Annotated in this window: 10 protein-coding genes; 9 read left to right on the forward strand and 1 reads right to left on the reverse strand. The window is 50.6% G+C overall.

The window, feature by feature from the left end; genetic code table 11:
- Nucleotides 1-8: 8 nt before the first annotated feature.
- Complete coding sequence (locus tag CI595_RS15325; RefSeq protein ID WP_095174507.1) at nt 9-1,598, reverse strand: response regulator transcription factor; 1,590 nt, start codon at nt 1,596-1,598, stop codon at nt 9-11.
- A 179-nt stretch (nt 1,599-1,777) separates the two neighbouring features.
- On the opposite strand from CI595_RS15325, the gene CI595_RS15330 reads away from it, so the two are divergent.
- Genes CI595_RS15330 through CI595_RS15370 form a run of 9 tightly spaced genes read left to right on the forward strand, consistent with a single transcriptional unit; the run spans nt 1,778 to nt 15,109 of the window.
- Nucleotides 1,778-2,797, forward strand: a complete 1,020-nt coding sequence (locus CI595_RS15330; RefSeq protein WP_095174508.1) for a Gfo/Idh/MocA family oxidoreductase — start codon at nt 1,778-1,780, stop codon at nt 2,795-2,797.
- A gap of 16 nt (nt 2,798-2,813) precedes the next feature.
- Nucleotides 2,814-3,683 carry a D-psicose 3-epimerase gene (locus CI595_RS15335; protein ID WP_095174509.1) on the forward strand — a complete coding sequence of 290 codons (870 nt, stop codon included), beginning with the start codon at nt 2,814-2,816 and terminating at the stop codon, nt 3,681-3,683.
- 12 nt (nt 3,684-3,695) lie between these two features.
- Nucleotides 3,696-5,123 (forward strand): L-fucose/L-arabinose isomerase family protein, encoded by a 1,428-nt coding sequence (locus CI595_RS15340; RefSeq protein ID WP_095174510.1) that lies wholly within the window; start codon nt 3,696-3,698, stop codon nt 5,121-5,123.
- A gap of 2 nt (nt 5,124-5,125) precedes the next feature.
- Entirely contained in the window at nt 5,126-8,293 is a 3,168-nt protein-coding gene (locus CI595_RS15345; RefSeq protein WP_095174511.1) for a hypothetical protein, read from the forward strand.
- Nucleotides 8,294-8,296: 3 nt separating this feature from the next.
- Nucleotides 8,297-9,802 (forward strand): xylulokinase, encoded by a 1,506-nt coding sequence (locus CI595_RS15350; RefSeq protein ID WP_095174512.1) that lies wholly within the window; start codon nt 8,297-8,299, stop codon nt 9,800-9,802.
- A 1-nt stretch (nt 9,803) separates the two neighbouring features.
- Nucleotides 9,804-10,499, forward strand: coding sequence for a deoxyribose-phosphate aldolase (deoC, locus tag CI595_RS15355; RefSeq protein ID WP_095174513.1), 696 nt, complete (start codon nt 9,804-9,806; stop codon nt 10,497-10,499).
- A 14-nt stretch (nt 10,500-10,513) separates the two neighbouring features.
- Nucleotides 10,514-13,060, forward strand: coding sequence for a glycoside hydrolase family 2 protein (locus CI595_RS15360; RefSeq protein ID WP_095174514.1), 2,547 nt, complete (start codon nt 10,514-10,516; stop codon nt 13,058-13,060).
- Nucleotides 13,061-13,077: 17 nt separating this feature from the next.
- Nucleotides 13,078-14,127, forward strand: a complete 1,050-nt coding sequence (locus CI595_RS15365; protein WP_095174515.1) for an alcohol dehydrogenase catalytic domain-containing protein — start codon at nt 13,078-13,080, stop codon at nt 14,125-14,127.
- Nucleotides 14,128-14,146: 19 nt separating this feature from the next.
- Nucleotides 14,147-15,109 carry an acetylxylan esterase gene (locus tag CI595_RS15370; RefSeq protein ID WP_095174516.1) on the forward strand — a complete coding sequence of 321 codons (963 nt, stop codon included), beginning with the start codon at nt 14,147-14,149 and terminating at the stop codon, nt 15,107-15,109.
- Nucleotides 15,110-15,386 lie beyond the last annotated feature (277 nt).

The raw sequence follows: 15,386 nt of genomic DNA on the forward strand, positions 1-15,386 counted from the left end.
GTACTCCTTTACTCAGTGGATGTAGTGAAAACACAGGATTTTTTATATTCATTGGGTGTCTTGCCTGTAAACTTCTTAAAGGTCTTTCCGTAATAGCCCTCATCAGAGAATCCGCATGCATAGGCTATTTCGTAGGATTTCATGGAAGTATTCTGCAGAAGTTTCATGGACTTTTCAATACGGTAACGGTTCAGATACTCCAAAAAGGATGTCCCCAGCTCTTTTTTAAAGATACTGCTGAAGTAGTTAGGGCTCAGTCCGACCAGATTGGATACCTCATTCAGAGTGATCTGGCGGTTGTAATTATTTTGAAGGAACTGCAGGGCCTGGAGGATCTCGCGGCTGCAGGACATGCGCTCCCGGGATAATCTTTCCAGCTTCTGTGCATGTGCCACAAACTGTTCCAGCATCTCATAATAGTTTTTACAGGCAGAGAGTGCCTGCAGAAAATCCCGCACCCATATATAAGAGTCGTCATCACTGGGGCATTGGTTGTGCAGGTAGACAATATAACTGTCATAAAAAATATTCAGCACCGCTTTTGGTGAGAGTTCTTCCTTAAGCTGCTTTTCCAGTGGCTGCAGGAGGAAACCGGATGTGAAGCCAGGGTCCATGAAAGTGTTCAGGGTATGTCTGGTACGTGTGAGCAATGCCTGACACAGAGAGGTTTTCCAAGAACTGTCATAATGGTTCACGGAACCCGGGAAAAGGAAGAATTCCTGCTCTTCCAGCAGGTGGCACTGCTGATACAGGATCCGCAGGCGGGAAAGGTCCTGGGTCATTTCACTGATACAGAAATGCGGGGTGACATTGAAATAGTTCTTCAGCACAGTCTGGATCTCATCCAGCACGCCTGTGATCAGATGAAAGGAACGGGTCTCCTTCTCATTGTAAAAGAGAAGAAGATAGCGGGAACCTGACTCATGTACCACAAGTCCTGATCCGGTCTTTGTCAGGATCTCATTCATGATATTCAGAAGAGAGAACTGAATAAGCTGCCCATGGCTGTCCTGGTATAAGTCTTGAAGCTGTTCGTACTGGTCAACCACCATCAGTGCGGTTACCAGATCGTGGGGATGGATGGTGACGGAGTATTCCTGCAGGGTGGACAGGCATTCGGGCAGGGATGGGATATTGTATGTAAGATGGCTCAGCAGGCTGTGTTCCAGAACATCATAGATGTTCACAGGAGCCACGGAACTGCTTTTGGGTTTTGTGACTTTATCCAAGGACCGGCAGGCATTTTTCAGGACCTCTTCCATCTCCTGTGTGGTCATAGTAAGTTTCAGGATATAGCCGCTTACACCCAGCCGGATGGCTTCTCTTGCAAGGGAAAAGTCATCCAGACAGGACAGGATGATGATTTCTGTGTGGCTGCCGGTATCACGGATCTTACGGATAAGTTCGATGCCATCCATAAAAGGCATTTTGATGTCAGTGAGTACCAGATCGGGCTGATGCTGCTCATAAAGCTCCCAGGCAGTCTGCCCGTCGGCTGCCTCATCCACTACATACATATTGAATTTTTCCCAGTCGATGGATGCGCGGATCCCGGTGCGGACCAGCATTTCATCCTCGGCGATCAGTACCTTATACATGTGTAAATCCCCCGTACTTTTCTCAGAAATAATAGGGCAGTTAAGCACAGGCCGGACAGAAAAATGCTTTGGCGGGTCCGGCGCTGTGAACGGTAACTGCGTGATAGATTTAGTATATCAAGAATAGGGAAAATAACAAGCGGTAAAACCAAGGAAATAAAAAGACAGGAGTAAATAAGATGAAGAACAAAAAAGTCAGTTTAGGATTGATAGGAGCGGGCAGGGCAGGAATGATCCATGCCAGGAATTTCCGGGCCGCAGTGCCCCACGCAGTGCTGGCCGCAGTGGCAGACCCCTGCAGGGAGAATGTGCAGGCAGCACTGGAGGAACTGGAGATTGAGAAAGGATATGAGGACTACAGAGAGCTTCTGAAGGATGAGGAGATTGACGCGGTCATCATTGTCACGCCCACCAAGTATCACTGTGAGATCGCAGTGGCGGCCGCCAAGGCGGGGAAGCATATCCTGTGCGAAAAACCCATGGCCATGACAGTGGAAGAGTGTGAGATCATGGAGGCCGCGGCAAAAGAATACCATGTGAAGCTCCAGGTCGCTTTTATGAGGAGGTTTGACCGTGCCTTTACGGAGGCGAAAAATGTTGTGGACGCAGGGGAGATAGGGGATGTGGTCATGGTCAGGTCCAACACCAGAGGACCCAGCATACCAAAGCCATGGATGTATGACATCAGAAAGAGCAACGGCCCACTGGCTGAGGTAAACAGTCATGATATAGACACGCTGCGCTGGTTTACCGGGAGTGAGTTTAAGACTGTATATGCCATGGGAGGCAATTACCGGTGTCCGGATGCAAAGCATGATTTCCCGGATTTCTACGATAATGTCATCCTGGCAGCAGGCTTTGCCAATGGTATGCAGGGGATGATAGACGGAGCCCAGGGTGTTCTGTACGGCTATGATGCCAGAGTGGAGATCCTGGGAACCAAAGGCTGCATTTTCCTTGGGAAGACCCAGGAAAGGCCGATCACCGTGTGCCGCAGTGATATGCGCAGCTATGAAGCCTTCACCAACAGCTGGAAATTCCTGTTTAAGGATGCCTATCTGGAGGAGGATATGGATTTTGTGGACTGTATCCTGACAGATAGGGAACCGAAAGTGACGGGACATGATGGGAAAATGGCAGTGAAGGTGGTAAACGCCGGGAACCTGTCTGTGTCCACCGGACAGATCATTACATTATGACAGGGAGGATGGATGAATGAACAGGATTGGGATTTATTTTGCCTTTTGGGAAAAAGAATGGGAGGCAGATTACTGCAGGTATATTGAAAAAGCAAAACATTTAGGCTTTGACGTGCTGGAATTGGCAGCCGGATGCCTGCCGGATATGTCGTCCGCACAGAGGGAAAAAATCGCGGACAGGGCAAGGGACGTGGGAATTGACCTGACTTATTGTATCGGTCTTCCGCCCCGGTATGATCTGGCAAGTGAAGATGCCGCTGTCAGAAAATCCGGAATCCGTTATGTGGGACAATTACTGAGCTGTATTAAGCAGATGGGAGGGGACACCCTGGGTGGGATCCTATACTCCTGCTGGCCCGGGGGAACGGTCACATATGATTATAAGATGAAGGCAAGAGAGAGAAGTCTTGATTCCCTGAGAGAGCTGTCCCGTATGGCAGAGGAATACGATATCAACTACTGCCTGGAGATTGTGAACCGTTATGAACAATATCTTTTGAACACAGCTAAAGAGGGCGTGGATTTTGCCCGTGAGCTGGACAGTCCGAAAATTAAGCTGCTCCTTGACAGTTTCCATATGAATATAGAGGAGGATTCCTTCCATGAAGCAATAGAGACAGCAGGGGAGCTTTTGGGGCATTTCCATATAGGGGAGTGTAACCGGAAGGTTCCCGGCAGAGGACATATGGACTGGGATGAGATTGTCCGCGGATTAAAGGATATCAATTATCAGGGCAGGATCGTGATGGAACCTTTCGTACGTCCCGGGGGACAGGTAGGAAAGGATATTAAGATATATAGGGACCAGAGTGGAAATGCTTCGGACATGCGGATGGATAGCATGGCAGAAGAGGCACTGAAGTTTATCAGAGAAAAACTGAAGTAGGAGGATATCAGAATGGAAAAAATTAAAGTAGGTCTTTTGACCATGTCAGACGGCAGAGAGTATCTGCATCAGGATTACATACAGTTAAATATGGATTATCAGCAGGAAATCAAGGAGGCGCTGGAGTCTACAGGTCTTTTCCAGGTGACAGCGGGGGATATGCCCCTGCACAGTAATGAGGAGGCAAAAAGGGAAGCCATGAAGCTGCAGAAAGCAGGTGTGGAGGCCACGATCCTCAATTACACAATATGGTGTTATCCCCAGTTTACCGCAGTGGCACAGAATTTTGCTCCCGGCCCGTATCTGCTGTTCTGCAACCTCCATCCCTCCGAATGCGGTATGGTGGGCATGATGGCGGCAGCAGGAACCCTGGAGCAGTTAAATGTAAAATTCCAGAAACTGTGGGGTTCGGTCAAAGAGCCGGAGGTCCTTAATAAGATGGTGGATTTCCTGAGGGCTGCGGCTGCGGTGAAGAGGTTGAAGGGAATGACTTTTGGAAACTTCGGAGGCCGTCCCCTGGGTATGTATACCGCTGTGGCCAACCTGGAACAGTGGCAGAAAGAGTTTGGGATTGACGTGGAAAATGTGGAGCAGGATGACATCATCCGCGCAGGGGAGACCGTGGCGGAGGAAAAGGTGGAGCATGCATTTACATGGTTGGAAGCAAATGTGGGCAGCATCCAGTATGACGGCATTGGCCTGACTCCGGAAAAGCTGAAACTCCAGATCCGTTCCTATTACGGCCTGCGAAAGATCATTGCGGATAAAAGTCTGGACTTTGTGGGGATCAAAGCACACGGGGACCTGACAGACCGCTATGTTACCATGGATATCGCGGAGGCATTTCTCAATGATCCCTATGATTTTGACGGACCCAAGGAGCCGATCGTAGCTGCAACAGAATCCGATATGGACGGTGCCCTGACCATGCAGTTGTTCAAGCTGCTCACCGGAAAACCGGTCCTCTTCGCGGATGTGCGCCACTATGACAAGGAAAATGATGTCTGGTTTTTCTCCAACTCCGGCACCCATGCCACATACTTTGCAGGGGCCTCCATGGACCCCGCAGAAAACCTGAAGCATGTGACCTTCTGCCCGGAGACCCATTACTATCCGGCCGGCGGTGCCAGCGTACATCATTTTGCCCGCGGGGGCAGGGTGACACTTGCCAGACTTGCCAGAAAGAACGGAAAGTATGTGATGACCATCGTTCCGGCAGAGATTGTGGAATTTGAGAAGGAAAAAATGACTGCCATGGGTAATACGACAACACCTGCCTGGCCGGTGGCATTTACAAGGCTACAGGTGAGTGCGGATCAGTTCCTGGAAAAGTTCCCGTGTAATCACATCCATGGTGTATATGGTGACTGTGTGGAGGCCCTGAAACTGACAGCCAATCTTCTGAATATGGATGTGCAGATTCTGCAGCAGGAGGTGTAAACGTGTACTTAGACCACAGACCGGAGAAGATGAGGGAGGAAGATTTCAAAGATCCGCCAGCCCGGTTCAGGGGAACGCCTTTCTGGGCATGGAATTGTACCCTGAAAAAGGAAGATTTGAGGAAACAGATCGGGTATTTCAAGGAAATGGGGATGGGCGGATTTCACATGCACTGCCGTACCGGTATGAATACGGAATACTTAAGTGATGAGTTCATGGAGATGGTGGCAGACTGCAATGAGACGGCAAAGCAGAAGGATATGCTCTGCTGGCTCTATGATGAGGACAGGTACGCGTCAGGATTCGGAGGCGGGTATGTGACCAAGGATATACAGTACAGGGAGAGGTATCTTCTGTTCACCCCTGTCAGACAGAATGGATATGAGGAGGACTGTAAAACTTTTCTGGAGAAATGCGGGCAGGGGGAGGAGCCAAAGGGATATTTTCTCATGGCATACAAGGTGCATCTGGTCCGGGGATATCTGGAAGAGTATGAGATCATAGAACACAGTGACAGCAGCGTTCCATGCGGGGACGGGGAAAAGATCTGGTACGCTTATCTGTCCGTGGATGAGAAAACATCCTGGTGGAACAACCAAACGTATGTGAATACCCTGGATAAAAACGCTCTGGACCGGTTCATTGCGATCACCCATGAGCGGTATTTTGAGAAAGTCGGGGATGATTTCGGTAAGAGTATCCCTGCCATATTTACAGACGAACCGCAGTTCGCGGAGATGGAGAACCTGAATTTTGCGGAGGAAGAGAAATCCGTCCGTCTGCCTTTTACGGATGATCTGGATGAGAGCTTCCGAAGGATATATAAAGATTCCCTTCTTGAACACCTGCCCGAGGTAATCTGGGAAAGAGGAAAAAATGCTGCGGCTACAGTCAGATACCGGTATATCAATCATCTGACAGACCGCTTTGTGGAGGCGTACGCGGCAAATATCGGGAATTGGTGTGAACACCGCGGCCTTGCGCTGACAGGACATATGAAGGGGGAGGAGACGCTCCGCTCCCAGACTGTATTCACAGGGGAGACCATGAGGTCCCTGCGGCATTTCCATCTGCCGGGGCATGATGTGCTGTCGGATCAGAGGGACTATCCCACTGCAAAAATGGCACAGAGCACGGCAAGGCAGTTCGGGCGTTTTGGCGCGCTAAGTGAGACATACGGCGTGACGAACTGGGATTTTGATTTCAGAGGACATAAGATGTCAGGGGATTGGCAGGCTGCCCTGGGTATTGCGGTAAGAGTCCATCATGTGAGCTGGCTCTCCATGGAGGGGGAAGCGAAAAGGGATTACCCCGCTTCTATCAACTATCAGTCACCATGGTATAAAGAATATCCCCTCATTGAAAATTATTTTGGCCGGGTCAATGCTGCTTTGACAAGTGGGAGACCTCAGGTAAAGATCGGTGTCATACATCCCGTGGAATCTTTCTGGATGGCGTTCGGACCGTATGATCAGACATATGAGAGACAGGAGGCTTTGGAAAACCAGTATAGAGATCTGTGTGATTGGCTTACCTTCGGGCAGATGGACTTTGACTATATCAGCGAATCCCTGCTTGCTGAGGAGACAAAGCCTGCCTTTGATGAGCAGGGATTCTGCATGGGTGAGATGCGTTATCCCGTAGTTCTTGTTCCGGGATGCATCACCCTTAGGGAAACTACCGTGGACCGTCTTCTGGATTTTGCCGGAAACAAAGGAAAAGTGGTGATCCTGGGACAGCTTCCTGTCTGCATAGATGGGGTATTCTCGGAAAAAATTAGGGAACTTGCCCAAAAGTGTGAGATCCTCACTTTCGAGAAGGGGGCACTCCTGAAATGCCTGGAACCTTGGCGTGACGTAGATGTACTTCTGGACAGCGGCGGAAGGGCTGACAACCTGGTCTATCAGATGAGACAGGATGAGGACGGGAAATGGTTGTTTCTGGCACACGGATATGAGAAGGTGCGGGACACGTTCTGGAGTATGGTGGACTGTGAGGACTACCCTTATGTGGAGAATATACATCTGCGGATACAGGGAGAATATGACCTGACGGTTTACGATGCCCTGACAGGAGATACCAAAAAGCCGGAATATACACACAGGGATGGCCAGACCAGGGTTGTGTGGGGGCTGAGAGTCCATGACAGCCTGCTTATGAGGCTGATCCCGGCTGTACAGTCCCGGTACGGCAGGGAAACGATAGCAGATAAAAAAGAACCAGCCTGCAGGATCCGGCTTTCGCAGCCTTTGGAGGTCATCCGCGAGGAACCCAATGTGTTGCTTCTTGACAAAGCAGCATACAGGATTGACCGGGAACCATGGCAGCCGGAGGAGGATATCCTGAAGCTGGACAATATCTGCCGCAGACGTTTTGGTTATCCGCCCAAAGAGGAGGCAGGAGCACAGCCCTGGACCATAAAAGAGGAAAAGGGATTTCCGAATGTACTCTCTCTTCGGTTTGACATTGTTTCCGGCATTGACACATCTGCCAGCCTGGCACTGGAAAGCCGGGATGTGACCGAAATATATGTGAATGGCAGTCTGGTGGAAGAAAAAGCCTCCGGCTGGTTTGTGGATGAAGCCATTGAGGTGGTCAGGATTCCTCCGCTTCACAGGGGAAACAACACCATAGAGCTTAAAATTCCATACGGTGAAAAAGCAAATGTGGAAAACTGTTATCTTCTGGGAGATTTCGGGGTGGAGGTGTATGGTAAAGAAAAACGGATAACTGCCGCTTGGGAAAAAATTGTCTTTGGGGATCTGACGCGGCAGGGAATGCCTTTTTACGGGGGCAATCTCACTTACCGATGCAGATTTTGGGCACCGGGCGGCCATATACGGCTGAGAGCCCAGTATTTCAGCGGTCCTCTTCTTGGTGTTGCAATGGATCATGAACGTGTGGGCAGTATTGCGTTTGCCCCCTATGAGGTGGATTTGGGCCATCCGGAGAAAGGGGAGCATCTGCTGGAGATCACAGCATTTGGCAACCGTTACCACACCTTTGGACAGCTTCACAACTGTGACAAGGATTATTCTTGGTTTGCCTCCTGTTCCTGGAGGACAAAAAACGACCGCTGGAGTGATGAGTATATGCTGAAGGAACTGGGAGTCACGGTGACTCCGGAGCTGTTGTGTGAGGAAACATTTCCGGATGCAGAAAGAGGATGACATATGAAATTACAGTATGCAGCCGGAATAGATATCGGAACCCAGGGAACTAAGGCCGCTCTTTTTTCTCTGGATGGAAGGAAAGTGTCCGAGACATTTGAAAGATCTCGTCTCATTTACGGGGGACCGGGAGAGGTGTGCCAGAATGCCGGCGACATTTACGGTTCTGTTTTAAGGACTGTGAGCGGACTGATGAAAAAAGCCAACGTTCCGCCGGAACAGGTGGCAGCCATTGGGATTGATGGGCAGATGGCCGGCATCATGGCTGTGGATTCGTATTTTGAGGCAGTGGGTCCCTATGATTCCTGGCTGGATACCCGGTGTGAACCCCATATCAATAAAATGAAAGATAAGGCGGGAGATGAGGTAGTCCGCCGCACAGGAGGCCAGATCACCTATGCACATGGTCCAAAAATCCTCTGGAGGAAGGCGGAGAGACAGGCGGAATATGAGAAAATTGCCAAATTCGTTCTGCCAGGGGTGTATGTGGCAGGTAAATTATGCGGCCTGAAGGCCGAGGACGCCTGGATCGACTATACCCACCTGCATTTTTCCGGATTTGCGGACAACCGGAGGAAACAATGGGACCAGGGGCTGCTCTCTGAATTCGGCATCGGGAAAGAGAGGATGCCTGAAATCGTAAGCCCGTGGAAGATCGTGGGCAGGCTGACAGAGCAGGCGGCAAAGGCCTGCGGTCTGACCCCGGAGACCAAAGTGGCTGCCGGGTGCGGAGATTCGGCTGCCTCCGCATTGGGAGCGGGAATTGTTGAGAAAGATATGATCTATGATGTGGCAGGGACAGCTTCTATTTTCTCCTGCAGTACAGACCGTTTTACACCGGATCTGGAGTCTGAGACCCTATTGTTTTCCCGTTCTGTGATCGACGGGCTTTACGCACCCCTGGCCTATATCGGGGGCGGCGGGCTGTGTCTGAAATGGTTTCTGGAACAGAACGGAAAGGACTATGCGTATTGGAATGAACAGGCAGAAAAACTGGAGGCAGGCTGCGGGGGATTGTACTTTGTACCACATTTTTCAGGCCGCACCTGTCCCAATGATCCCCGTGTGAGAGGGGCTTACTGGGGGCTTTCCTTTCAGCATACCGCAGCCCATATGTACCGCAGCATTATGGAGAGTATTGCTTGTGAATATGCATACTATTTTTCCATATTGAAGAGGCAGAATCCCGGGATATCCCCCAAATATATTTACGGTGCGGGGGGAGGCGCCAGGAGCAGGATCTTCTGTCAGATAAAAGCAGATGCCCTCGGAGTTCCTTACCGGCCTCTGAGAGAGGCAGATACGGCGGTATATGCCAGCGCCATGCTGGCAGCTTACGGCGTGGGAATCATTGATGACCTGAAAGCTGCCATGAAACCGTCCCTGGGAGAGGAAACGGTTCTTCCGGACAAAGACAGATATGAGATTTACCGGAAAAAGAAAAAAAATTATGTAAATTTATTGGAAACCCTGGGTACTTTCGGGGGAGAGATAAGAAGAGGAGAATAACATGAACAGTAATCTTACACCACAGAAAATTGCGAAAATGATCGACCAGACACTGCTGAAAGCCTATGTGAGCGATGAGGATTTCCGGGCGTTTTGTGAGGAGAGCGCAGCCTATGATTTTAAGATGGTAGCCATCAATTCAGCGCCGGTAAAAAAATGCAGGGAATTCCTGGGCGGCAGTGATGTGCATGTGGGGGCAGCCATAAGCTTTCCTTTGGGGCAGACCACCATCGAGACAAAGGTATTTGAGACAGAGACAGCGATCCGTGAAGGCGCGGACGAGATTGACTATGTGGTAAATATCGTGGAGCTGAAAAACAGAAATCTGGATCATATCCGCAGAGAAATGAAAAGTATTGTGGAGATCTGCCGGAAAGCGGGAGTGATTTCCAAAGTTATCTTTGAGAACTGTTACCTGACCCGGGAGGAGAAAGAGATCCTGTGCGGGATCGCCCTGGAGGTAAAACCGGATTTTATCAAGACTTCTACCGGATTCGGAACAGGTGGGGCTACAGCGGAGGATGTGCGTTTAATGAAATCCCTGGTTGGAGATGAAATCAAGGTAAAAGCAGCAGGGGGAATCCGGGACCTGGACACTGCCCTTGCTATGATCGAAGCGGGAGCAGAGCGGATCGGCACCAGCGCCGGTGTGAAAATTGTGGAGGAGCTCAGAGAACGGCTGGCAGCAGAGAGCTGAGAGGAGGAAATTTTATGACACAGAGGCTGGGAATCAGAAAATCCCTGGACGAGCTGGAGAGAGAAGCATGGGCACCGAAACCTTCCATGCTGGAAACGCCTGCTGTTATGGTAAAACTGGATACAGACGGGAAAATGATCATAAGTGACAGCAGAAGCCGTGTTTCTCTAAACGGCATCTGGCAGATGGTCTGGGATGGGACGGAAGCCGAAAGACTGGATCTGTCTGTGCCTTGGGAAGACAGTATACCGGCAAATGTTCCCTGCAGTGTACATACCGCCCTTTATGAGGCCGGCATCATTCCGGACCCAACGGTTGGCTTGAACGATAAGACCGCCAGGGAGTACAGCTACAAGACATGGTGGCTGAAAAAGGAATTTTTGTGGGAGGACGGCTGCAAGGCAGACCGGTTGTTTTTTGAGGGCATCTGCCATTATGGAAAGGTGTGGTTGAACGGTCATTATCTGGGGGAACACAAGGGGATGTTTGGCCGTCCGGTGTTTGACGCTGCTCCGTATTTGCAGAGGAAAAACACATTGATCGTGAAGATAGAAAATTCTCCGGCCCGTCCCCAGCCCATGTCCGAATATATGGACAATGACGAGGGATGGCATGACGGTGTTGTCATCAACTGCGTGTATGGGTGGCACTATGCCTGCCTTCCAAGCAGGGGCATCTGGGCACCGGCAGGACTGGAGGAAAAGGAACCTGCCTGTTACAGTGAAAAACCTCTGGTGTCCTGTGGGGATACCCATGAGGGGATTGTGGATATCTGCTTGAAAATCCATGGAAAATGTGGAAAAACTATGATATCCGGTGTGGTGGAGGGCAAAAACCATGACGGAAAAGGCGGGAGCTTTTCTTATGAGGCAGAACTTACGCGGGAGGAACAGGTTGTCCATCTGCGGACCCGGATAGAGGAGCCAAAGCTCTGGTGGCCGGTCAATATGGGGGAACAGAATCTCTACACACTTCGTCTGTCTGTGAAAACAGAACAAGGGGATGCGCAGTATTTTGACACCACATTTGGTATGCGGACCATAGAGATGGGGCCGCTTCCGGGAGGCCCTTATGAGGATAAGCATAACTGGACATTTATCGTTAACGGCCGTCCCACATTTATAAAGGGAACCAACTGGTGCACCCTGGATGTGCTTCTGCGGTTTGACAGGAATCTGTATCACAGATTTTTAAGCCTTGCCAAGGACCAGAATATACAGCTTCTCAGGGCATGGGGCGGCGGTATGCCGGAGTCTGATATATTCTATGATTTATGTGATGAGCTGGGGATCATGGTAATGCAGGAATGGCCCACCTGCTGGGACAGCCAGAAAGACCAGCCCTTTGGGGAGCTGGAGGAGACGGTATTGGTACATATGCCCCGCCTGCGCAACCATCCGTCCCTGATCATGTGGTGCGGCGGAAATGAATCGGCCAGGGCTGACGGGGAGGCTATGGATATGATGGCGCGCTATGCGTTTGAACTTGACGGAAGCAGAGGATTTCACAGGACCTCACCCTGGGGCGGCGCACTGCACAACTACTCCACGTACTGGGATATGCAGGATATTGATGTGAGTCTTAATCTGAGATCACATTTTATGGGGGAATTTGGCATGGCCTCTGCACCCAATCACAGGAGCGTGCTGAGATACGTTCCGGCAGAGGAGGCAGAACAGTGGCCGCCCAGCCGTTTTGGCTCCTTCGGGCATCACACACCCCGGTTCAATCAGCTTGAACCTGACGATATGGCACATCTTGGAAAACGTGTCCCTGAGTTCTGTGCAGGGGATACGATGGAGAGTTTTATCTGGGGGACACAGATGGCTCAGGCCACGGCTGTCCGCCACACACTGGAAGCTTACCGATGCAGGTGGCCCGAATCCACGGGTATCTGCTATTACAAACTGACAGATGTGTACCCGGCCTGCTCCTGGTCCACCATCGACTATTACGGTGTGCCTAAGTTATCTTATTATGCCATTAAGGACAGCTATCAGCCGCTTCACGCCTGCATTTTGTTTTCCTCCATGCGGGTGGAGGAAGATGTAAGGCTCCCGGTTTACCTGCTGGACGATGCAGGGAGTCTGGAAGGAAAAACATGGAGTGTAAAAGTGAGAGCCTATAATGAAAACCTGAAGGTTTTCAGGGAGGCCGTATACAGCGGCAGGGACAGCGCCAATGTGACCTGGCTTGGACATTTGCCTGTAAATGCATCAGAGGCCGGGGACGGTCCGGTTTTACTGACTACAGAGGTATATGCGGAGGGGGAAAAGGTGGATGACACCTTCTACTGGCTTAATTATCAGAAGAAACAGGGGTGTCTTCTGACACTCCCAAGGACGGTCATTACCTGCCATACAGAGCCGGGATATGCTGTGATCTCCAACACCGGAAATATGCCGGCAGTGGGAGTTACGGTGGAATGTCCCAAGAAAGATATGGAGTTTGTGACCGGGAGCAGCATGTTCTGGCTGAATCCGGGGGAAGTGAAAAGAGTTGCAGTTTCCCATACGGAAAATCTGGAGATCCGGGCCTGGAATGCGCTTGAAACTATTTAGAAATGAGAGGGATTAAGATGAAAGCAATACAGTTTTACGGAAAAAACGACTATGCGCTGACCGATGTGGCCAGACCGGAAATAAAGGACGGGGAAATCCTGCTGAAAGTGAAGGCAGCGGCTGTCTGCGGAAGTGATCTGCGGATGATACAGAACGGATACCAGGGGGTAACCAGGGAAACACCCCGTATCTATGGGCATGAGATATCCGGGATCATCGAACAGACAGGAAGATCCGTGACAGGTTATAAACCGGGAATGACTGTGGCCATTGCGCCGAATATGGGATGCGGCACCTGTGATGCCTGTGTATCGGGAAATACCCATCTGTGTCGGGAGTACCGTGCCTTCGGCATTAATATGGACGGGGGATTTGCGGAATATGTGGTCATCCCGGAGGCGGCAGTGCGCCAGGGTAATGTGGTGAAAATAGATATTGACGAGGACATGACCTTTGAGAAGGCAGCAGTGCTGGAGCCTTTATCCTGTGTGTACAATGGTTTTGAGCAGGTGGGGATCAAACCCTGTGATACGGTGCTTATCATTGGAGCGGGTCCAATCGGTATTATGCATGGGATGCTGGCGAAAATGGCAGGTGCGGCAAAAGTTATCATCACAGACCTGAACGAGAACCGTGTGTCTATCTGCAAAGAATTTGATCCGTTTTTCATTACCTATGCGGGCGGGGAACTGAAAGGATTTGTCATGGAGCAGACACAGGGACAAGGTGTTTCCGTCTGCATCACCGCGTGTCCATCCCCGCAGGCACAGGCCCAGGCTCTGGAACTGCTGGCAGTGAACGGCAGGGTGAATTTCTTCGGCGGTCTCCCGGCTGACAGAAGCCAGGTTACCATAAACACAAACCAGGTGCACTACAAGCAGCTTGTCCTCACGGGAAGCTGCCGTGCCAGTCTGACCCAGTACAGAAAATGTATGAAGCTGGTGCAGGCGGGCGTCCTGAATATTGATAAGATTGTTTCAGCCACCTATTCCATAGAGGAGTATGAGGAAGCATTTACCGCAGCTAAAGAGGGAAGGAATCTGAAAAATATCTTTGTATTTTCATAAGGGATACAGGAGGACAGGGATGGGATATAGGGAAGACAGGAAAAGAGAACTGGAAAGCTATCTGCCTTTGCTGACCCGGAAACAGGATTTTGATCTGTTCTGGGAAAGGGAATTGGAAGAAAGCCGGAATCTTCCCCTTGGTCTGAGGGCAGAAAGGGTGGAGGATTATCCGTCCAAGTATGTCAAAGTGTATGAGATCAGCTATCAGGGAATGGAAAATACCAGGATCCACGGCTGGTATCTGGCTCCGCAGACAGCCGGAAGGGACAGGGTGCCCTGTGTGGTGCAGTACCACGGATTTTCCGGGAGCAGAGGTCTGCCCTCGGACCATCTTTACTGGACCGCGCTGGGGATGGCAGTCCTGGCTGTGGACTGCCGCGGACAGGGAGGTATAACAGCAGATCATGCCGGGTACCGGGAAGCGTACTTTGACGGGCTTGCGTGCAGGGGGATATTAAATCCCCATGAGTATTATTACCGGCATGTTTATCTGGACAGTATCAGGGCGATTGACGCAGCCTGTGCTATGGAGGAGACGGACCGGGAGAAAATCATACTCCACGGAATCAGCCAGGGCGGGGCACTGGTCATGGCTGCCGCCGCACTGGACGGACGTCCCGCTGCTGCCCTGGCGGATGTGCCGGGAAACAGTGACCTGAGGACAAGGGTGGAGGGGGAATACGGCAGCTTTGGCGCCGTTGCTGCATATCTTCGCAGATTTCCCCAACATACAGACACGGCTTTTGATACGCTGAGTTATTTTGATACCATGAATCTGGCGGACCGTATTACCTGTCCTGTCTTGTGCTCTGTGTCTTTGAAAGATAATACCTGTCCTGCAAAATGCTTTTTTGCCACCTATAACAGGATCCGGGCGGAAAAGCAGATTGAAATTTATCCGTTTTGCGGACATGAGAATGCTTACAGCATACAGATGGAGAAAAAGCTGGTTTTCCTGCAGCGGTGTAATATAATAGAGTAATAGCAGATATAACAGATATAGCAGGTATGCAGAGTATAGCGGGTATGCAGAGTGTAGCAGGTATGTAGAGTATAGCAGATATGCAGAGTATAATATAGCAGATATGCAGAGTATAGCAGGTATGCAGAGTATAGCGAGTATGCAGTGTATTGCCGGTATTGGCTGTGTAACCCGCAGAGTATGTCTGAAAATTACTTTTGGCAAGCTGTGTGCCATACACCGGGCATTTTGGACAGGGTGTAGTGCAGGGGAAAAAGCGAGAGAAAGGCCGGAAAAC

Origin of the sequence: Blautia hominis (assembly GCA_002270465.1) — a bacterium.
Lineage (GTDB): Bacteria > Bacillota > Clostridia > Lachnospirales > Lachnospiraceae > Blautia > Blautia hominis.

Excerpts from the sequence above, each read along its gene's own strand:
- CI595_RS15325 (WP_095174507.1), bottom strand. The coding sequence starts at position 1,598 with ATGTATAAGGTACTGATCGCCGAGGATGAAATGCTGGTCCGCACCGGG.
- CI595_RS15330 (WP_095174508.1), top strand. The coding sequence starts at position 1,778 with ATGAAGAACAAAAAAGTCAGTTTAGGATTGATAGGAGCGGGCAGGGCA.
- CI595_RS15335 (WP_095174509.1), top strand. The coding sequence starts at position 2,814 with ATGAACAGGATTGGGATTTATTTTGCCTTTTGGGAAAAAGAATGGGAG.
- CI595_RS15340 (WP_095174510.1), top strand. The coding sequence starts at position 3,696 with ATGGAAAAAATTAAAGTAGGTCTTTTGACCATGTCAGACGGCAGAGAG.
- CI595_RS15350 (WP_095174512.1), top strand. The coding sequence starts at position 8,297 with ATGAAATTACAGTATGCAGCCGGAATAGATATCGGAACCCAGGGAACT.
- deoC (WP_095174513.1), top strand. The coding sequence starts at position 9,804 with ATGAACAGTAATCTTACACCACAGAAAATTGCGAAAATGATCGACCAG.
- CI595_RS15360 (WP_095174514.1), top strand. The coding sequence starts at position 10,514 with ATGACACAGAGGCTGGGAATCAGAAAATCCCTGGACGAGCTGGAGAGA.
- CI595_RS15365 (WP_095174515.1), top strand. The coding sequence starts at position 13,078 with ATGAAAGCAATACAGTTTTACGGAAAAAACGACTATGCGCTGACCGAT.
- CI595_RS15370 (WP_095174516.1), top strand. The coding sequence starts at position 14,147 with ATGGGATATAGGGAAGACAGGAAAAGAGAACTGGAAAGCTATCTGCCT.